We start from the raw sequence: 19,785 nt of genomic DNA, 5'->3' as shown, positions 1-19,785 counted from the left end.
TAAAGTTAGAGGTGGGTATGTCTATGAGTTTTTTCTCGGCGGTGTAGAGAATACAAAAGTTCTGATGGCGCTTAAACCACACATTTTCTTTGAAGATCAGTATGTGCATTTGATCATGACTGCAAGCTCCTTATGCCAGTAACTCCGAACTTGCAGAACGTGAAGCATCGTGATTATCGCTAACAAACCATTTAGTCAATAAGACTGAATTGTATTAGCTCAAAATTGACTTGGCAATATTCACCGGTAGCACATAAGCAAACCTGACGGTCTGCTTCGAGCGATAAGCGGAGATTGACATATCTGTTAAAATGAATGGTTCGTTTTGCCGGGATACTTACAGGTAGATTCAGGCCTACCAGATTCACTTTTCGACAATTAAAATTTTTCTCGAATCAAATAAATATGCCCTAAAAAGGGCTCGACGAGTGTTTATACTCGTCGAGTACTGCATTATTTGTTAATTCTTGACTGGCTTCTTAAACATTCAACTGCCGCCTCTAATAAACCTAGATCAGGGTTAAGAGAACCCCATTCTTTCCAGAAATCTCGGGTGGCGCTGTCGGGTTTTACCAGCGGTTGGTCAAGTTTAATGCGTGTTGGTAGAAGAACCGCATCCCCAAGCAACAAAGCCTCACCTGTATCTAAAAGTGGAAGCATAGCTGTTAGACCTACGAGGGAATCAGGCATAAGTCTCTTGATAACATTTTGATCGCTGTCATTTGTTAGCCTCAGAGCAAGGAAGTTGTTACATTGGGAAAGGATTGTTCGGCTTACATCTGATGGCCTCTGACTTACGACTAATAATGAGAAACCATATTTACGCCCCTCTTTTGCAATGCGTTCAAAGGACCATAGCGCCTGTCTTTGAACTGAATCGGCGTCATCTTTTACAGGAAGATAAAGATGTGCTTCATCGCAAAGTAAAGTGATTGGCGTACGAGAATTTGCGTTCATCCAGAACTGAATATCATAGAGTAGGCGGGCTAACGTCCCTGTCACTACTGGCAGGACATCAGCAGGAACTTCAGAGAAATCGATAATTTTAATACCATTACCAGAATCAGCTCGAAGTAGTTTTATAATCTGTTTGGCAAGCCATCCATAATCGAGAGCTTCAGGAGGCGGGGAAAACATAAAACCATATCGGCGATCATCAAGTTTTGCTTCCAGCCTAGAAAGAAAACGTGTCAGCTTGTCTTCCCAGTCCCCCTTTACAGCAGCGCCGTTTTTCCCGACACCCTTCGTTATATTATCCTTGGTTAAAAGAGCAACTAAATCAGAAATAGCGTAAGGTATTGGTGAGTCTACAGTGAATGTCTCTTTGACTTTCGGCTTACCAGATGAGTCCAGAGTTGCGCCTTTGAGATCCCGAACATGAAGAGTGAAACGAGAGGCCTGGTTTGGGGCATTCTGATCGCTACGGTCAAGAATCATCGACAACATTTCATCTCGATTCAGTAACCAATACGGCAGAAATAGTGCATCATCTTTAGGTGCAGTAAGGTCTCCTGGTCCAGCGATACGGAATCGTTGTGCGTAACCTCCTTTGGTTTTGTCAGCAAGTGCGGCGTACTCACCATGCATATCGAACACAACGATATTCGGATATTTAAGCTTAGCTGCTCGCTCTAGTATTAGGGCTACAGCCCAACTCTTACCTGAACCAGTACTTCCTAGGATGGCTGCATGCCTCTGGAAAAATCTATCCCCACTAGCAATAGCCTCAGCACTCCGATCCGCCACGAAAGTACCTAGTTTAAGACGTTCTTCGCTGGGTAAACCGGCACCGAGTATCCCCATAAAACGCTGAAGATTAACACCTTCTATCACAAAGCATTCGCGATCGATCTGAGGAAAACTATCGGCACCTCGTTTGAAAATATCCGTTTTATCTCCATCAACAGTTCTATAAGTGCCAATGACGAAAGCCTGCATATGGTCTGAAGGTGATACGGTTAACATCCCTGACTCATCCTCTTCTGGGTCAGGTAGTTCTTCTCGTAGTGAGCGAGTAACGCGATCTGTCATTCCAATCAGGAATTCGGCCTGTGTTGCTCCTTTTATTGCTATAAGCTGTCCAATTCCAACACGTGTCAGCATTTCTGAGTTGGTGACATCAATAGCCACACGGCTGGTATCTACTCCAGCCACACGGCCTATTTGTTCGTTTTCTGTAAATTTAAGAGCAGAACTGGTCATGCGGATAAGACTCCTTCTACGAATCCTTTAAGATCCCAGTAATCAACACTAGGGAAAAATATCTCATTACCATCGACGATAAAGCGCGCACCGGTAGTTCCTGCATCGCTATGAAACTCCGCTGCAATTACATTCTTATTTAACTTAGCTATTTCTTTAGCTTTTGCAGAAAGTGTATGGGTCAAAATGACAGTTCTGACTCCTGACCGAATACGAGGAGTGAGATGTGTTTCCAAATGATCATCATTAAAGCCATAACCGATGATAAAGAAACGACGGGCTTTATCGATTGCGTCATTAGCTTTTTCCCTGTGTTTGTCAAAGGGACTGTCGTAGCCGCTCCTGAATTTATTCAAGCCAGGTGTAATAATTAGACGAGGAAGAGGAAGATCTCCTGTATATCGCACCGGGTTCCCTTTACGGTGATACCAGTCCAAGCTGCCATGCGGTTTGAAAACGTTCACTTTTGGTGTGAACTTGTATCGCACATTCTTACCAACAAGTTTGGCTCCACGGCAAAAGCCCCAATGGCTATCAAGAGGCACTAGCCGAGCAGCAAAATGCCCGCTGAACATCGTATCAACTCCTAATCCAGCTTCTTCACAGGCAAGCTCAACTAAGCGGTCATAGTTAGTTGTAACAATGGGTATGCCTTTATCTGGTTTTAATAAATGAGGAAGTAACATTGTAAGCCGAAGTGTTTTCTCGTTTTTAAACACCTCAGAGATAATAGCTGCTTCGGCTGCTGCTATGTATTCCCCGGTAGATTTGACAATGATTGCTTCAAGGGCTGGTGTCGGGGCTCGTTTGAGCAATGCCGCTTCTAAACCATCAGTTCCGATCGCGGGGTGGATTTCATCCCAGAGTTTCAGGTCATCAGGGGAAAGATTGTCTGCGACATGGGCGATCAGATGGTCCCCGAGTTTTCCCATCCCAGGAACTCCTTCTGCGCAAGATAACCCTGAACCAACGATTAGAACTAGGCCATCACCCAGATGCTGTTGAAGTCGTTTTTTTAAATCATTCAGTTCCACTTGCTCTCTCCGTAGATGCAGCACTTAATTCGTGTGGGTAGGCAATTTACAAACATAGGAAAATTAAATAAGCCTTATAAGTTTCGGCCAACAAAAAATGACTTCCTATTAACTAAGGTTCGGTAATCAGATATAGGGCTCTCATTTTAACCTTTTGAAAAAGTGGACTCTTATATCTCCATCACAACTTTGATTCGCAGTCCTTGCTTGACTGGAGTTCCCAGAAGCCATCGCCCTTCAGACGCCAGAACGGCATGTCCGGTCGCTCGTCACGGCGCTGCGGTCCATAACGTTCCAGAAGATCCAACAGGGGTTCGTAGATTTCAGAACCATAGTTAAACAGGCGATCATGACCCAGGCGATAGTGTGAGAGGACGTGCAGTAGCAACAATGGTTTATGTGGCGCACGCTGTTCGCCTTTGCGCCAAATAGTAATATTTGATATCGCTTGCTTTAGGGTTTTGTCAGAGGTCATTGCGTTGAAGAATCCATGAGCACATGTTTGCGATGATGCTCGCAGCTATATGTACATTCAAGGCATTATTGCAGACATCCTTTTTGTCTGGTGGCTCTGTACCTGGCAGATGAAATTCTGATAACAACGATAAAAAATACAGTGACCAACCAGTCCTAAGCGGCTAGTTGGTCTTTCTAATTTAAACATCAACCGAGAAATAAAGGGATTCAACTCACACGCCATTACCCCGATTGATCTTCGCATAGTCAAACGGCGTAATCACTCTCTCCCGATTCGCATCCAGAAAATCAGCCCACCACTACAGCATCAGTTTGCGCTCATCCAGATGCTCCGCTTTATGGATATATGCCGCCCGCACCGAATTGCGTTCCATATGGCTCATCTGCCGCTCTACCGCATCCTTCGACAACAACCCAGACTCAATTAACGAGCTACAGGCCATCGTACGAAAACCATGCCCGCAAACCTCGACTTTGGTGTCATAGCCCATGACCCGTAGCGCACTGTTCACCGTATTTTCACTCATCGGCTTACGCGGATCGTGATCGCCAATGAAAATCAGCTCGTGCTCTCCAGAAAACTGCTTTATCTGTTTAAGGATCGCCAGTGCCTGTTTAGACAGTGGCACCAGATGCGGTGTGCGCATTTTTGAGCCTCGCTGTGAATGTTTTACTCCGGGAATAGGGTCTCTTTCTGGTGGGATCGTCCACATTGACGTTTCAAAATCAATCTCTGACCAGCGTGCAAAACGCAACTCACTCGAGCGAATAAAAATCAACAGAGTGAGTTCCGTTGTCCAACGGGTTAGCGGCCTGCCGGTATAGCCGTCTATTTTTTGGAGTAACTCGGGGATGCGCTTTAATTCCAGTGCTGGACGATGTTGCCTATTTCCAGAAGCAACTGCCCCGGCCATCTCCTGCGCGGGATTGTAGTCCAGTAAACCGCTCTGAACGGCATAGCGCATAATAGCGGTGGTACGCTGCTGAAGACGGGAAGCCACTTCAAGTCGTCCAGAAAGTTCTACGGCTTTTATAGGAGCTAACAAATCCCGCGTTTTTAGCTCGGCAATGTTGCGTTTACCAATGGCAGGAAAGAGGTTGTCCTCCAGGCTTTTGAACACTCGTCGGCTATGTTCTTCCGACCACTTTTTATTTGTGGCATGCCACTCAACAGCAAGCTCCTCAAAAGTGCGCGCTTCTTCTTGTTCAACCTTATCATTTTTCTTTTTGTCTCCCGGGTCGATGCCGTTTGCCAAAAGCTTCCGAGCATCATCACGACGTGCTCTGGCATCCGCCAGTGTAATTTCAGGGTAAACCCCAAGTGCCAACATCTTTTGCTTCCCGCCAAAGCGGTACTGCAGACGCCAGTATCTTGAACCATTTGGGTGGACGAGAAGATGCATACCGTTGCCATCGGTCAGCTTATATTGCTTATCCGTTGGCTTAGCTGTTCTGACTTTGATATCTGTTAGAGCCATGCTTATCCCCTCCCTGTTGGTACAAGCATTATCGAACCGGAAATACCATCATCTGTACCAACATGTGTTGGTAGATGTACGTTGAAGTCGGTTGACTTTGAGAGAGTTAATATGGCGAGAAAAGCAGGTAAATGCTGAATTTTAGACATAAAAAAAGACCTCAGTTGAGGTCTATTTACATACTAATGGTGCCGAAGGCCGGACTCGAACCGGCACGTATCTCTACGGTTGATTTTGAATCAACTGCGTCTACCGATTTCGCCACTTCGGCACTGCAAGTAGTATGCGGAAAACGGGTGCATTATACCTTTCAGCGATCCACGTGCAACACTTATCCGTTGTTCAATGAGTTAAGTGCTGAAAAAATCGTCGGCGGGGTCATCTTGGGTTCATTATTTGGGCGAAGTAGGGCGTGTCGATTGGGGATAGCGGTGGCAAACGGCACGGGCGCAGCATGCGGCGCCCCTACGGATGACATCGGGATAACTGTGGTAAACGGCACGGGCGCGGCGTGCGGCGCCCCTACGGATGACATTGGCGATACCTGCGGCAAACGGCACGGGCGCAGCATGCAGCGCCCCTACGGATGACATCGGCGATAATGTGCACCTGTGCGTAGCGATATCAGCAGCAGCGCGTCCAAGAGGCACCAGAAACAAAAAAGGCGTAACCGCATGGCTACGCCTTTTTTAATTGTCTGTCGCGCCGCTACTTGCGTTTTAGCAGCATATACACGCTGATCAGCAGGAACAGCATGCTTGGCAGCAATGCGCCCAGTACCGGCGGCATGTTGTACACCAGGCTCAGCGGGCCGAATATCTGGTCCAGCACGTAGAACAGGAAGCCGAAGCTGATACCGGTTACCACACGCACGCCCATCGGCACGCTGCGCAGCGGCCCGAAGATGAACGACAGCGCCATCAGCATCATCACCGCCACGGAAAGCGGCGAGAACACTTTGCTCCACATGTTCAGCTGGTAGCGGTTGGCTTCCTGGCCACTCTGTTTCAGGTACTTCACGTAGTTGTGCAGGCCGCTGATCGAAAGCGAGGTTGGGTCCAGCGCCACCACGCCCAGTTTGTCCGGGGTCAGGTTGGTTTTCCATTCGCCTGTCAGCGTCTGGGTGCCGGTCACCTGCTTTTCATTGGTCAGGTCGGAGGTATCCACCTGCGAAAGCTTCCACACGCCGTCTTCAAAGCTGGCGGTAGCGGCATAGCGCACCGTCTCCAGCCTGCGCTGGTCGTTGAAGTGGTAGATGTTGACGCCGGAAAGCTCTTTCTCGCCCGCCACGCGCTCAATGTAGATGAAGTCGTTGCCGTCCTTCGCCCACAGGCCGTTTTTGGTGGAAAGCAGCGAGCCGCCGTACATCTGCTGCGCACGGTAGTTGCGCGCCATCTGGTCGCCCTGCGGGGCCACCCACTCGCCAATCGCCATGGTCAACAGCACCAGCGGGATAGCGGTTTTCATCACCGAGCCGGCGATCTGCATGCGGGTAAAGCCGGAAGCCTGCATCACCACCAGTTCACTGCGCGTCGCCAGTTGGCCCAGCCCGAGCAGTGCGCCCAGCAGCGCGGCCATCGGGAAGAAGATCTCGATGTCTTTCGGTACGCTCAGCAGGGTAAACATCCCGGCGCTCAGCGCCGTGTACTCGCCCTGGCCCACTTTACGCAGCTGGTCGACGAACTTGATGATGCCGGAAAGCGACACCAGCATGAACAACGTCATGATGATGGTGTTGAAAATCGTCTTACCGATATATCGGTCTAAAACGCCAAACATCAGGCCGCTCCTCTCAGGCGTGCACGCAGCTTACGCATCGGCACCGTATCCCACAGGTTTAGCGCCAGCGCGATAGCAAAGTACCCCGCGTTGACCACCCAAAGCCATATCATCGGGTCCAGTTTGCCCTTGCCGCCGTTGGAACGCAGCGACGTCTGCAGCAGGAAGAAAATCAAATACAGCAGGATGGCCGGCAGCATGCTCAGCACGCGCCCCTGACGTGGGTTGACCACGCTGAGCGGTACCACCAACAGCGCCATGATCACCACGGAAAGCACCAGCGTCAGGCGCCAGTGGAACTCGGCGCGCGCGTCCGGGTCGTCAGACTCCAGCAGCGTCTGCATCGACATCTGCTCGGCCTGGTTGCCATCCACGGCGACCGTGCGGTGGCCGACCACGGCTTTATAGTCGTTGAAATCGGTAATGCGGAAGTCACGCAGCAGCGCGGTGCCTTCGAAGCGGGTGCCCTTGTCCAGCGTCACCACCTGCGAACCGTCTTTCATCTGGTTGATCTTGCCGTGTTCGGCCACCACCACGGACGGGCGTTGGTTGCCGTTCGGCCGCAGTTGCGCCAGGAAAACGTCGTTGAAGGTGCTGCCTTTTACGTTACCGATAAACAGCACCGCGTTGCCGTCTTGCGAAGGTTTGAACTGCCCTTCCGCCAGCCCGGCGATGCTGGGGTTGGCTTTGGCTTCGCTGATCACCACGTCCTGATAGCGCGAGGCCAAAGGGCCGGCCCAGAACACGTTGACCGCTGCCACGGCGGAGGTGATCAGCGCCAGCACCATCGCGGCGATGATCAGGGTGCGCTTACCCAGCCCGCAGGCGTGCATCACGGTGATTTCGCTGTCGGTATACAGCCGCCCAAACGTCATCAATAAGCCGAGAAACAGGCTTAACGGCAGGATCAGCTGCGCCATCTTCGGCACACCCAATGCGAGCAAAGAAAGAACTAAATTTGTCGGGACATCGCCGTCCACCGCATCGCCTAACACCTTGACCAGGTTCTGACAAAAGAAGATCAGAAGCAGGATGAAAAGGATCGCGATTTGGCTCTTTAGCGTTTCCCGTACCAGATATCTTATGATGATCACGCTTATTACGCCTGTGAAAACTTGTCTTTTTGCAGGAAAATCGATAGTTTCATCGCTAATCCGCCATTTATTCTCATCATATGGCAACCGACACAGCTAAAATAGTATTACAACATCTAGCATTTGGGTGTCCTATAGGAACTTACTTATAGTCGCCAAAACAGAGCAATTTACGCCGTTCAGGTTAACATAGTTAGTTAACTCAATGGCGGGAGATCGTTACGGAGTACGTTATTCTAGCCGTAGCGCCTGCCTTTGTCTTTAAGATTCAGGAGAGTGCATGGAGTTCAGTGTAAAAAGCGGTAGCCCGGAAAAACAGCGCAGTGCCTGTATTGTAGTCGGCGTTTTCGAACCGCGCCGCTTGTCCCCTATCGCAGAACAACTCGACAAAATCAGTGATGGTTATATCAGCGCTTTGCTGCGCCGTGGCGAACTGGAAGGTAAAGTCGGGCAGACGTTACTGCTGCACCATGTGCCTAACATTCTCTCCGAACGCATCCTGTTGATTGGCTGTGGCAAAGAGCGCGAGCTCGATGAACGCCAGTACAAACAGGTGATTCAAAAAACCATCAATACCCTTAACGATACCGGCTCCATGGAAGCGGTCTGCTTCCTGACCGAGCTGCACGTGAAAGGCCGCAACACTTACTGGAAGGTGCGCCAGGCGGTAGAAACCGCAAAAGAAACGCTCTACACCTTCGATCAGCTGAAAAGCAATAAAGTGGAGCCGCGCCGTCCGCTGCGCAAAATGGTGTTCAACGTGCCGACCCGCCGTGAGCTCACCAGCGGTGAACGCGCTATCCAGCACGGCCTGGCCGTCTCTTCCGGTATCAAGGCAGCGAAAGATCTCGGCAATATGCCGCCGAACATCTGTAACGCCGGCTACCTGGCCTCTCAGGCTCGTCAACTGGCGGACGCCTTCAGCACCAACATCACCACCCGCGTCATCGGCGAACAGCAGATGAAAGAGCTGGGGATGAACGCCTATCTAGCGGTTGGCGCAGGGTCGCAGAACGAATCGCTGATGTCGGTGATGGAATATAAAGGCAACCCGAACCCGGACGCCAAGCCGATTGTGCTGGTGGGTAAAGGGCTGACCTTCGACTCCGGCGGCATCTCGATCAAACCTGCCGACAGCATGGACGAGATGAAGTACGACATGTGTGGCGCCGCCACCGTGTACGGCGTGATGCGCGTGGTGGCGGAACTGAACCTGCCGCTGAACGTGATCGGCGTACTGGCCGGCTGTGAAAACATGCCGGGCGGCAGCGCTTATCGTCCGGGCGACGTGCTGACCACCATGTCCGGCCAGACCGTCGAGGTGTTGAACACCGACGCCGAAGGCCGCCTGGTGCTGTGCGACACCCTGACCTACGTTGAGCGTTTCGATCCGGAGCTGGTGATTGACGTTGCCACCCTGACCGGCGCCTGCGTGATCGCGCTGGGCCACCACATCACCGGCCTGATGTCGAACCACAACCCGCTGGCACACGAACTGATCGGCGCGTCCGAACAGGCCGGTGACCGCGCGTGGCGCTTGCCGATGTCCGACGAGTACTACGAGCAGCTGGACTCCAATTTTGCCGATATGGCGAACATTGGCGGCCGTCCGGGCGGGGCTATCACCGCAGCCTGCTTCCTGTCGCGCTTTACCCGCAAGTACAGCTGGGCGCACCTGGATATCGCCGGCACCGCCTGGCGTTCCGGCAAGGCCAAAGGCGCAACCGGCCGTCCGGTAGCCTTGCTGTCTCAGTTTTTACTGAACCGCGCTGGGTTAAACGGCGACGATTAAATCTGAGCGGTAATTCAGGTATAATCCCGAGGGGCACAGCATGCTGTGCCCCTACATTTTTTATTGGCAGCGGTGAATCAGATCATGAAACAGGCAACGTTCTATTTACTCGAACACGCGGAACCGGCAGGTGCGCTCAGCGCGCATGAGGCCGTGGCCTGCGCCGTTGCCGCCGAACGCTGGCGCTCCGGCAAGCGGGTGTTGATCGCCTGCGAAAGCCAGGAACAGGCCCAGCGGTTGGACGAAGCGCTGTGGCAGCGCGATCCGCACCAGTTCGTGCCGCACAATCTGGCCGGCGAAGGGCCGCACTACGGAGCCCCGGTCGAGCTGTGTTGGCCCGGCAAACGCGGCAACTCACCGCGAGATCTGCTGATCGCCCTGCTGCCGCAGTTTGCAGATTTTGCTACTGCTTTCCATGAAGTGGTAGACTTCGTCCCTTACGAAGACACCTTAAAACAGTTGGCGCGCGACCGATATAAAGCTTATCGCAGCGTCGGCTTCCATTTGACCACGGCAACGCCGCCAACTCACTGAACAACGATATAAAATGGAAAAGACAAACAGTCATCTCGATACCGCATACGACCCGAAAGAGATCGAACAGAAGCTGTACGATCACTGGGAAAACCAGGGTTACTTCAAGCCAAACGGTGATACCAGCCAGGAAAGCTTCTGCATCATGATCCCGCCGCCGAACGTCACCGGCAGCCTGCACATGGGTCACGCCTTCCAGCAGACCATCATGGACACCATGATCCGTTACCAGCGCATGCAGGGTAAAAACACCCTGTGGCAGGCCGGTACCGACCATGCCGGTATCGCCACCCAGATGGTGGTTGAGCGCAAGATCGCCGCAGAAGAAAACAAAACTCGCCATGACTATGGCCGCGATGCGTTCATCGACAAAATCTGGCAGTGGAAAGCGGAATCCGGCGGCACCATCACCCGCCAGATGCGTCGCCTGGGCAACTCCGTGGACTGGGAGCGCGAGCGCTTCACCATGGACGAAGGCCTGTCCAACGCGGTACGCGAAGTGTTTGTCCGTCTGCACAAAGAAGATCTGATCTACCGCGGCAAACGCCTGGTGAACTGGGATCCGAAACTGCGCACCGCCATCTCCGATCTGGAAGTGGAAAACCGCGAGTCCAAAGGCTCCATGTGGCACCTGCGCTACCCGCTGGCTGACGGCGCCAAAACTGCCGAAGGCAAAGATTACCTGGTGGTCGCCACCACCCGTCCGGAAACCGTGCTCGGTGATACCGGCGTGGCGGTAAACCCGGAAGATCCGCGCTACAAAGATTTGATCGGCAAAGAAATCATTCTGCCGCTGGTGGGCCGTCGCATCCGCATCGTCGGTGACGAGCACGCCGACATGGAAAAAGGCACCGGCTGCGTGAAAATCACCCCGGCGCACGACTTTAACGACTACGAAGTCGGTAAACGTCACGGCCTGCCGATGATCAACATCCTGACTTTCGACGGCGATATCCGCCAGGAAGCGGAAGTGTTCAACACCCTCGGCGAAGTGTGCAGCGATTACTGCAACGAAATCCCGGCACAGTTCCGTGGCCTGGAGCGTTTCGCGGCGCGTAAAGCGGTGGTTGCCGCCTTTGAAGAGCTGGGTTTACTGGAAGAGATCAAACCGCACGACCTGACGGTGCCTTACGGCGACCGCGGCGGCGTGGTGATCGAACCCATGCTGACCGACCAATGGTACGTACGTACCGCCCCGCTGGCGAAAGTGGCGGTGGAAGCGGTTGAGCAAGGCGAAATTCAGTTCGTGCCGAAGCAGTACGAAAACATGTACTTCAGCTGGATGCGCGACATTCAGGACTGGTGTATCTCTCGCCAGCTGTGGTGGGGTCACCGAATCCCGGCCTGGTACGACGTGAACGGCAAAGTCTACGTGGGCCGCAGCGAAGAAGAAGTACGCAGCGAAAACAACCTGGGCGCCGACGTGGTGCTGACTCAGGACGAAGACGTGCTGGACACCTGGTTCTCTTCCGGCCTGTGGACCTTCTCTACCCTGGGCTGGCCAGAGCAGACCGACGCGCTGAAAACCTTCCACCCGACCAGCGTGATGGTCAGCGGCTTCGACATCATCTTCTTCTGGATTGCGCGCATGATCATGCTGACCATGCACTTCATGAAGGACGAAAACGGCAAGCCGCAGGTTCCGTTCAAGACGGTCTACATGACCGGTCTGATCCGCGACGACGAAGGGCAGAAGATGTCCAAGTCGAAAGGCAACGTGATCGACCCGCTGGACATGGTTGACGGCATCTCGCTGGAAGACCTGCTGGAAAAACGCACCGGCAACATGATGCAGCCGCAACTGGCGGAGAAAATCCGCAAGCGCACCGAGAAGCAGTTCCCGAACGGTATCGAGCCGCACGGCACCGACGCCCTGCGCTTCACCCTGGCGGCGCTGGCCTCTACCGGCCGTGACATCAACTGGGACATGAAGCGCCTGGAAGGCTACCGCAACTTCTGTAACAAGCTGTGGAACGCCAGCCGCTTCGTGCTGATGAACGCGGAAGGTCAGGACTGCGGCTTCAACGGCGGCGAGAAAGTGCTGTCGCTGGCGGACCGCTGGATCCTGGCCGAATTCAACCGTACGGTGAAGGCTTACCGCGAAGCGCTGGACACCTACCGCTTCGATCTGGCCGCCAACATCCTGTACGAATTCACCTGGAACCAGTTCTGTGACTGGTACCTGGAGCTGACCAAGCCGGTCGTGAGCAACGGCAGCGAAGCGGAACAGCGCGGCACCCGCCACACGCTGATCACCGTGCTGGAAGCCCTGCTGCGTCTGGCGCATCCGGTGATCCCGTTCATTACCGAAACCATCTGGCAGCGCGTGAAAACCCTGACCGGCGAAACCGCAGACACCATCATGCTGCAACCCTTCCCAGAGTACGACGCCGCGTTGGAAGACGCGCAGGCGCTGAACGACCTGGAGTGGATCAAGCAGGCGATCACCGCGGTGCGTAATATCCGCGCCGAGATGAACATCGCCCCGAGCAAACAGCTGGAAGTGCTGCTGCGTAACTGCAGTGCCGACGCCCAGCGTCGCGTGCAGGAGAACCAGAGCTTTATCGAGCGTCTGGCGCGTCTGGAGTCTATCGCCCTGCTGCCTGCGGGTGACAAAGGCCCGGTATCGGTCACCAAACTGGTGGACGGCGCCGAGCTGCTGATCCCTATGGCCGGCTTTATCGATAAAGACGCCGAAATCGCGCGTCTGTCGAAAGAGATGGGCAAGCTGGATGCAGAAATCGCCTCGATCGAAGGCAAGCTGGCCAACGAAGGCTTTGTAGCGCGCGCGCCGGAAGCCGTGGTCGCCAAAGAGCGCGAACGTCTGGCAGCCTGCAAAGAAGGCAAAGTGAAGCTGCAGGAACAGCAGGCGACCATCGCCGCGCTGTAATCTTTCGGTTCACTGCCACAGTTGAAAAACAGCGGGGATTTCCCCGCTGTTTTTTTATCGCCGTTGCATCCGGCCCGCTTTAGATGTTATTACAAGATATTGCTGCATGGACGCCGCCGGGATATAAACCCGGCGCGTTTTTGTCTGCACAAAAAACGATATTCCGGAACCCTTCGGGTTCTTTTTATGGCGAGTGTAACTATGACAACAGCAACCCCAGTACGTCTTCTGGTGCGCCCAATAACGGCTGACGACAACGCCGCTATTGCTAATGTCATTCGCGAAGTCTCTGCCGAGCACGGCCTGACGGCGGACAAAGGCTATACCGTTTCCGACCCCAATCTGGACGTCTTGTATCAGCTCTACAGCCTGCCCCGCAGCGCTTATTGGGTGATAGAAGTTGACGGCCGGATTGCCGGCGGTGGCGGCGTGGCCCCGCTGCAGGGCGGTGACGACGATATTTGCGAATTACAGAAAATGTATTTCCTGCCGGTTTTACGCGGCCAGGGCCTGGCAAAACGCCTGGCGCTGCAGGCACTGGAGTTTGCCCGTCAACAGGGCTTCCGCTGTTGTTATTTGGAAACCACCGCCAGCCTGACGCAGGCCATCGGCCTGTACGAGCATCTGGGCTTCGAACATATCGACCACGCCATGGGCACCACCGGCCACGTCGACTGCGAAGTCACCATGCTGAAAACGCTTTAATCTTGCCGCTGCGCCCGCGGTCATCACGGGCGCAGCATTCAGCGTCCCTACGCCGTTACCCTGCCCTTGATCGCCAGCTCAATCCGGCTTAGCACCAGGCTGGTCAGGTAGGACACCACAATCAGCAGCAGCAGGATCAGCGGCGTGTAGCGCGGCGCAAAAATCAGCTTTTGGGTGAAGTAATAGCAGTAGAAGCTGTGGGTCAGCCACATGTACATCGAATGCTTGCCCAGCTCGCCCACCGCCCGATTCACCGTGCTGCCCAGGCCGTCTGCGGTTTTCATCATCGCGATGATAAACAACGGCGTCACCAGCAGCAGCCCCGGATTATGGGCGACGATAAACACCGCCACCGTCACCATCAGCAAGATCAGCGGATGGGTGCGGCTCAGGGTAACAATCAATTTCGACAGCCAGAAGTCCGCCGGCATGTGCTTGCTGCGGCCAAACACCATGCCAAAGCCGAAAGGCAGCAGCCAGGTGCAATATTCTATCAGGATTTCAGGCGCCCAGGCAAAATACTGCAGCCCTCTGCCGCACAGCGCCGCCAGAACCAGCACCCCCAGCAGAGGGTAGATATTCAGCCGCGATAACAGCGGCAGAGAAAGCACGTACAGCACATAGAGTTTGAAGAACCACCACTCGCTGTTATACGTGGATTTAATGCCAATCAGGTTTTCGAGAAACAGCGGCAGGGAAAGGCTATACCTTTCTCCGGGAAAGAAGAAAATGCCGATAGGGACAAAGATAAATAACACTATCCAATAGCTGATATATAAATTCTTCAGCTTGCCCCAGATATAGTGAAACGACACTTCTTTTTTCAGCGAAAACCCGTAACCGGACAGAAACAGAAACATCGAAACGCAAATCTTGCCGAACAGGCCAAGATACATTTCAAGATCAACGCTGTTAACAATATGATAGACCGGGATATCCGGGCTAATTCGGATCGGGTAGGCAAACAGGTGATGGATCAGCATCAATATGATGGCAATCCCTTTTAAATAATTAGATTTATTAATCGAAATGTCCATATTTCTTAATATCTTATCCAACCACAGAGTGGCTCATCATATAGCAGCATTTTTGTGCTGACATCCTCTTTCCCGCTCGGATAAATCTCATATTTAATATTCCGTTTAGAAACAATGCGCCGGATATTTATCACCGCGTATTTTTTGCTGCGGCATCGTCACGGCCACGCAAACCACAAAAAATATTAATATGAACATTTTATTTTTTATTTATAAAAATCAATTAATTAATAAAAATTAAAAACATTTTATGTGATATTCATTAACAAATTAACGATTTGAAATTGACCTGCCGCCCGCTTGCGATACTCTGCCATGACAGGCTCATGCCGTAATCGCACAGGGAGCAGTCATGTCGGAAAATGCTTTTGATTACATCATTGTCGGTGCAGGGTCCGCCGGCTGCGTACTGGCAGCGCAGTTGATCCGCCGCACTCAGGCGCGGGTGTTACTGCTGGAAGCCGGTGGCGACGACAATAATTTATTCATCAAGATGCCGGCCGGCGTGGCGAAGATTATCGCCAAAAAAAGCTGGCCGTATGAAACCGAGCCGGAGCCGCACGCCAATAACCGCCGCATGCAAATCGCCCAGGGCAAGGTGTTGGGCGGCAGCAGCTCGGTCAACGGCATGATCTATATTCGTGGCCAGCGGCAGGATTACGACGAGTGGGCCGAACGTTACGGCTGCGTCGGCTGGGGCTATCAGGACGTGCTGCCTTATTTCAAACGTGCCGAGGCCAACGAGAGCCTGTCCGACGCCTATCACGGCGGTGAGGGCCTGCTGCCGGTCAGCGAGAACCGCTACCGTCACCCGCTCAGCATGGCGTTTATCCGCGCCGGTCAGGAGCTGAACCTGCTCTACCGCAACGATTTCAACGGCGATAGCCAGCACGGCGTCGGCTTCTACCAGACCACCACCCATAACGGCGAACGCGCCAGCACCGCACGCACCTACCTGAAAGCGGTGCGTAACGACCAACGCCTGGTGGTGAAGCTGAATGCGCTAGTGCACCGGGTGGTGCTGGACAACAACGTTGCCACCGGCGTGGTGTATAGCCAAAACGGCGGTGCCGAAGTCACCGCGCATGCGGCAAAGGAAGTGATCCTCAGCGCCGGCGCGGTCGGATCGCCGAAGATCCTGATGCTGTCCGGCATTGGGCCACGCGAACATCTGCAACAGTTGGGCATAACGCCACTCGCCGATCTGCCGGTGGGCAAGAACTTCCACGATCATCTGCATATGTCGATCAACGTCAGCACCCGGCAACCGATCAGCCTGTACGGCGCCGATCGCGGGCTGCAGGCGCTACGCCACGGCACCGAATGGCTGGCGTTTCGCAGCGGCGTGCTGAGCTCCAACGTGCTGGAAGGCGCCGCCTTCACCGACAGCCAGGGTGACGGCCGGCCCGATGTGCAGATCCACTTCCTGCCGATGCTCGACAGCTGGGACGACGTGCCCGGCGAACCGCTGCCCAATATCCACGGTTTCACGCTTAAGGTCGGTTATCTACAACCCAAGGCGCGAGGGGAAGTCCTGCTGCGCAGCCGCGATCCGCGCGATCCGGTGAAGCTGCACGCCAATTACCTCGGCCATCCGGAAGATCTGGCCGGCAGCGTGCGCGCGGTGAAATTCGGCCTGAGCTTCCTGCAAACCGCGGCCCTCAAGCCGCTGATCAAAGACCTGCTGATGCCGCAGCCGGCATGGTTGAACGATGAGGCCCAGTTGGAGGAGTTCGTGCGCAACTTCTGCAAGACGGTGTATCACCCGGTGGGCAGTTGCCGCATGGGCCAATCGCCGCAGGACTCGGTGACCGATCTGCAACTGCGGGTGCACGGTTTTGAGCGACTGCGGGTGATCGACTGCTCGGTGATGCCGCAGGTCACCAGCGGCAATACCAATGCGCCGACCATTATGCTGGCGGAAAAAGCGGTGGACTTACTGCTGGGCGCACCGGCGTAACTGAGTTGTGCGGGCGCCCGGCTATCAGGCGAAGGCGGGCACGCCGCTGTGGAAGCGGAACTCGCTGTCCGGCGTTTGAATAAGCTCTGCTTCAATGCGGCCGAAATGGGCCACCCGCTCGCTGATGTCGCCGCCGGCTATCTGTTCGGCAAGCTGCAGGTAATCCTGATAGTGGCGCGCCTCGGAGCGCAGCAGCGAAACGTAGAAACGGTTTAACTCATCGTCCAGATGCGGTGCCAACCGGGCAAAGCGCTCGCAAGAGCGGGCTTCGATATAGGCGCCGCAAATCAGTTTATCAATCAGCGTGGCCGGATCGTGGGTGCGGATCTCGCGGATCATGCCTTTGGCATAGCGGCTGGCGGTGATCTTCTTATACGGGATCTGCCGCGCCAGCATGATCTCCAGCACCTGCGAAAAATGGTGCAGCTCTTCCTTGATCAGCAGCACCATCTTGTCCGCCAGATCCTGGCCGTAGGCCGAACCGTTCTTGGGCAAGATCTTGCGGGTGAAATTGTTTTGCTGAAACAAGGCTTCCGGCACGCCCTGCGCTTCATGCAGAAACGCTTCATAAGGCCTTAGCAGCGCCAACAAGGCATCGCCGCTCTCCTTGTCTGCCACGTAACGGCGGATCAGCCACATGCCGGTCTGCGCCGCTTTCAGCTCGCACACCATATGGTCGGTCAGCAACAACGGCAGGTTTTCCGGACGACGGGCGGCGTCGATCCAGGCGTCTGGGGTTTCGCAGTGCAGGAAGTTTAAAATGGGGGCTAACAGGGATTGGTATTTCATCTGCTTCAACTGCCCTATGCATTTCAAGTTACCGCTAGCGCAGCGGCTTGAAAGACGGCGGGATAGGCGGGGCCGGCGAGCGCCGGCCCACAAGATTAATTAATGGCGTTTACCGTCGTCGTCTTCGTCGATGAAGTCACCTTCTTCTTCGTCGTCGTCACCTTCTTCGCCGTTCGGATCTTCAAAGTAGGTGCCCCAACCGTCGTAGTTGACGCCGCAACGTGCCGCCAGCGCCACCAGTTGCTCTACCTGAGTGTCGATCAGCTCGGCGTTAAGGCCGATTTCGCTGATCACGTCACAGCACATCACCAGGGTACCGTCTTCCACTTCCAGCTCTTCGGCGTCGGTCACTTCGTAGCCCAACTTGAAGGCTTCAACGGCGGCCTGCTCCAGCACTTCAAACTTCTCAGCAGAAAGGTGGTGTTCGATGGTGTAGAGCGCTTCCGGATCGCTGCCGTCTTCCAGCAGTTCTTCGATGATCAGGCGGGTCTCTTCACGTTGTTCTTCTAGCTGTTCGCGGTTTGCCATGCCTATATCCTCAAGTCAAATGGCCTGTATTCCTTCTATTTTCACACACCGTCGGCATTGCTTCCACGATAAACGTGAAAGATTTCTACTGCGGGGTTGAAATTGAATATTCATACATATAAAGTGAATTTTAATTCAATAACAACAAGCAGGATACACGGCAATGAGTAGCATAAACCCGTTCTACAAACGTCACTTCCTAAGGTTAATGGATTTCACCCCGGCGGAGCTTCAGGCGCTGCTGCAGCTTTCGGCCGAGTTAAAGCAGGCCAAGCGGAAAGGCCAGGAAACACGCCACCTGCAGGGCAAAAACATTGCGCTCATCTTCGAAAAAGACTCGACCCGTACCCGATGCTCTTTCGAAGTTGCCGCTTTCGATCAGGGCGCTCAGGTCACTTATCTGGGCCCAAGCGGCAGCCAGATCGGCCATAAAGAGTCGATGAAAGACACCGCCCGGGTGCTGGGCCGGATGTATGACGGTATTCAATACCGCGGCTATGGTCAGGCGCTGGTGGAAACCCTGGCCAACCATGCCGGCGTGCCGGTGTGGAACGGGTTGACCAACGAGTTCCACCCGACCCAGTTGCTGGCGGATCTGCTGACCGTACAGGAGCACCTGCCGGGCAAGCCGCTGAGCGAGGTGAAGCTCGCCTACCTTGGCGACACCCGCAACAACATGGGCAACACCCTGCTGGAAGCTGCCGCCCTGGCGGGTATGGATCTGCGGCTGGTGGCGCCGAAGGCCTGCTGGCCACAGCCTGAGCTGGTCGCGGAGTGCCAGGCATTGGCAAAACAGACCGGCGCCAAGATCACCCTGACCGAAGACATTGCCGAAGGGGTGAAGGACGCGGACTTCCTGTATACCGACGTGTGGGTATCGATGGGCGAGCCGAAAGAAACCTGGCAGGAGCGCATCGCGCTGCTGAAGCCTTACCAGGTCAATATGGCGATGGTGAAACTGACCGGCAACCCGAACGTCAAATTCCTGCACTGCCTGCCGGCGTTTCACGACGACCAGACCACGCTCGGTAAGCAAATGGCCGAACAATACGGGCTGCACGGCGGCATGGAAGTGACTGATGAAGTGTTCGAATCCGCACACAGCGTGGTGTTCGATCAGGCCGAGAACCGCCTGCACACCATCAAGGCGGTGATGGTGGCCACCCTGAGCGAAAGCCTGTAACCATGACCTCCCCGGGTGGGGGCTCTCCCCACCCCACAACCTGACTGATTAACTATTTCCCTTTATCTCCCCGCACAGCGGATTTTTATGCACCCTAAGCGCCTAATTCTCCCCAACCTTGTAAAACCGTTGATGCTAACGGCTTGTTTGTTGGTCAGTAATAAAATTTAATCCCACGGCGTCACAAAAATAAAAAACCATCCTCTGTCACAATCAGGAATAAAAATTCAAAGAAATTTACCTTCGAACGGATATTAATTTTTCATTAATGAATAACCTTGCCACCATAAAAATAAAATCCAT

General features: G+C 53.9%; 13 protein-coding genes, 1 tRNA gene and 3 pseudogenes. 7 read left to right on the top strand and 10 right to left on the bottom strand.

The features are described from left to right. Positions 1 to 10: 10 nt before the first annotated feature. Positions 11 to 173, top strand: a pseudogene (locus LQ945_RS15895) (5'-nucleotidase); the annotation flags it as partial. A 280-nt stretch (positions 174 to 453) separates the two neighbouring features. Here LQ945_RS15895 and LQ945_RS15890 read toward each other — a convergent pair. From LQ945_RS15890 to lptF, 7 genes and pseudogenes are all read right to left on the bottom strand, one after another. Continuing rightward, the gene (locus LQ945_RS15890) at positions 454 to 2,202 is read right to left on the bottom strand and encodes an ATP-binding protein (RefSeq protein ID WP_270101182.1); all 1,749 of its coding nucleotides are present in this window, start codon (positions 2,200 to 2,202) and stop codon (positions 454 to 456) included. Beyond that, complete coding sequence (locus LQ945_RS15885; RefSeq protein WP_270101181.1) at positions 2,199 to 3,236, bottom strand: SIR2 family protein; 1,038 nt, start codon at positions 3,234 to 3,236, stop codon at positions 2,199 to 2,201. Before LQ945_RS15885 ends, LQ945_RS15890 begins: the two co-directional genes overlap by 4 nt. Before the next feature lie 190 nt (positions 3,237 to 3,426). Beyond that, positions 3,427 to 3,711 (bottom strand): annotated as a pseudogene (locus LQ945_RS15880) (restriction endonuclease); the annotation flags it as partial. Between the two features lie 214 nt (positions 3,712 to 3,925). Continuing rightward, positions 3,926 to 5,191: pseudogene (locus tag LQ945_RS15875) on the bottom strand (tyrosine-type recombinase/integrase). A 186-nt stretch (positions 5,192 to 5,377) separates the two neighbouring features. Next, positions 5,378 to 5,462, bottom strand: a tRNA-Leu gene (locus tag LQ945_RS15870). 437 nt (positions 5,463 to 5,899) lie between these two features. Then, the gene (lptG, locus tag LQ945_RS15865; RefSeq protein WP_020825022.1) at positions 5,900 to 6,970 is read right to left on the bottom strand and encodes an LPS export ABC transporter permease LptG; all 1,071 of its coding nucleotides are present in this window, start codon (positions 6,968 to 6,970) and stop codon (positions 5,900 to 5,902) included. Beyond that, on the bottom strand, positions 6,970 to 8,064 hold the full coding sequence (lptF, locus tag LQ945_RS15860) for an LPS export ABC transporter permease LptF (protein WP_182820826.1): 1,095 nt from the start codon (positions 8,062 to 8,064) through the stop codon (positions 6,970 to 6,972). The genes lptG and lptF overlap by 1 nt, the downstream gene beginning before the upstream one ends. Before the next feature lie 280 nt (positions 8,065 to 8,344). Here lptF and pepA point away from each other — a divergent pair, with 280 nt between their 5' ends. The 4 genes from pepA to LQ945_RS15840 all read left to right on the top strand — a co-directional run bounded on the left by pepA (position 8,345) and on the right by LQ945_RS15840 (position 13,985). After that, positions 8,345 to 9,856, top strand: coding sequence for a leucyl aminopeptidase (gene pepA / locus LQ945_RS15855; protein ID WP_044554022.1), 1,512 nt, complete (start codon positions 8,345 to 8,347; stop codon positions 9,854 to 9,856). Between the two features lie 84 nt (positions 9,857 to 9,940). Beyond that, complete coding sequence (locus LQ945_RS15850) at positions 9,941 to 10,390, top strand: DNA polymerase III subunit chi (RefSeq protein WP_044554261.1); 450 nt, start codon at positions 9,941 to 9,943, stop codon at positions 10,388 to 10,390. A 13-nt stretch (positions 10,391 to 10,403) separates the two neighbouring features. Then, positions 10,404 to 13,280: a valine--tRNA ligase gene (locus tag LQ945_RS15845; RefSeq protein ID WP_122076860.1), complete on the top strand. Its 2,877-nt coding sequence runs from the start codon at positions 10,404 to 10,406 to the stop codon at positions 13,278 to 13,280. 201 nt (positions 13,281 to 13,481) lie between these two features. Then, entirely contained in the window at positions 13,482 to 13,985 is a 504-nt protein-coding gene (locus LQ945_RS15840) for a GNAT family N-acetyltransferase (protein WP_044554020.1), read from the top strand. Positions 13,986 to 14,032: 47 nt separating this feature from the next. Here LQ945_RS15840 and LQ945_RS15835 read toward each other — a convergent pair whose 3' ends face one another. After that, the gene (locus tag LQ945_RS15835; protein WP_270102997.1) at positions 14,033 to 14,968 is read right to left on the bottom strand and encodes an acyltransferase family protein; all 936 of its coding nucleotides are present in this window, start codon (positions 14,966 to 14,968) and stop codon (positions 14,033 to 14,035) included. A gap of 406 nt (positions 14,969 to 15,374) precedes the next feature. On the opposite strand from LQ945_RS15835, the gene LQ945_RS15830 reads away from it, so the two are divergent. After that, positions 15,375 to 16,982, top strand: coding sequence for a GMC family oxidoreductase (locus LQ945_RS15830; RefSeq protein ID WP_270101179.1), 1,608 nt, complete (start codon positions 15,375 to 15,377; stop codon positions 16,980 to 16,982). A gap of 24 nt (positions 16,983 to 17,006) precedes the next feature. Here the strand turns inward: LQ945_RS15830 and miaE are convergent, their stop codons facing one another. Together miaE and rraB are read right to left on the bottom strand one after the other, a co-directional pair. After that, the gene (gene miaE, locus LQ945_RS15825; protein WP_044554017.1) at positions 17,007 to 17,771 is read right to left on the bottom strand and encodes a tRNA isopentenyl-2-thiomethyl-A-37 hydroxylase MiaE; all 765 of its coding nucleotides are present in this window, start codon (positions 17,769 to 17,771) and stop codon (positions 17,007 to 17,009) included. Positions 17,772 to 17,870: 99 nt separating this feature from the next. Next, a complete protein-coding gene (gene rraB / locus LQ945_RS15820; RefSeq protein WP_020825014.1) occupies positions 17,871 to 18,299 on the bottom strand; it encodes a ribonuclease E inhibitor RraB in 429 nt (142 codons plus the stop codon). Between the two features lie 163 nt (positions 18,300 to 18,462). On the opposite strand from rraB, the gene argF reads away from it, so the two are divergent. Then, on the top strand, positions 18,463 to 19,482 hold the full coding sequence (gene argF, locus LQ945_RS15815; RefSeq protein WP_182820838.1) for an ornithine carbamoyltransferase: 1,020 nt from the start codon (positions 18,463 to 18,465) through the stop codon (positions 19,480 to 19,482). The last annotated feature ends 303 nt before the right edge of the window (positions 19,483 to 19,785 follow it).

This window comes from Serratia liquefaciens (assembly GCF_027594825.1).
Classification (GTDB): domain Bacteria; phylum Pseudomonadota; class Gammaproteobacteria; order Enterobacterales; family Enterobacteriaceae; genus Serratia; species Serratia liquefaciens_A.
Note: the sequence above shows the minus strand (reverse complement) of the source record. Positions and strands in the feature narration are given on the sequence as shown.

Bases quoted from the DNA above. Each gene is read 5' to 3' on its own strand.
- LQ945_RS15835 (WP_270102997.1), bottom strand. From the start codon at position 14,968: ATGCTGATCCATCACCTGTTTGCCTACCCGATCCGAATTAGCCCGGAT.
- LQ945_RS15890 (WP_270101182.1), bottom strand. From the start codon at position 2,202: ATGACCAGTTCTGCTCTTAAATTTACAGAAAACGAACAAATAGGCCGT.
- lptG (WP_020825022.1), bottom strand. From the start codon at position 6,970: ATGTTTGGCGTTTTAGACCGATATATCGGTAAGACGATTTTCAACACC.
- pepA (WP_044554022.1), top strand. From the start codon at position 8,345: ATGGAGTTCAGTGTAAAAAGCGGTAGCCCGGAAAAACAGCGCAGTGCC.
- LQ945_RS15850 (WP_044554261.1), top strand. From the start codon at position 9,941: ATGAAACAGGCAACGTTCTATTTACTCGAACACGCGGAACCGGCAGGT.
- LQ945_RS15845 (WP_122076860.1), top strand. From the start codon at position 10,404: ATGGAAAAGACAAACAGTCATCTCGATACCGCATACGACCCGAAAGAG.
- rraB (WP_020825014.1), bottom strand. From the start codon at position 18,299: ATGGCAAACCGCGAACAGCTAGAAGAACAACGTGAAGAGACCCGCCTG.
- LQ945_RS15830 (WP_270101179.1), top strand. From the start codon at position 15,375: ATGTCGGAAAATGCTTTTGATTACATCATTGTCGGTGCAGGGTCCGCC.
- argF (WP_182820838.1), top strand. From the start codon at position 18,463: ATGAGTAGCATAAACCCGTTCTACAAACGTCACTTCCTAAGGTTAATG.
- LQ945_RS15840 (WP_044554020.1), top strand. From the start codon at position 13,482: ATGACAACAGCAACCCCAGTACGTCTTCTGGTGCGCCCAATAACGGCT.
- miaE (WP_044554017.1), bottom strand. From the start codon at position 17,771: ATGAAATACCAATCCCTGTTAGCCCCCATTTTAAACTTCCTGCACTGC.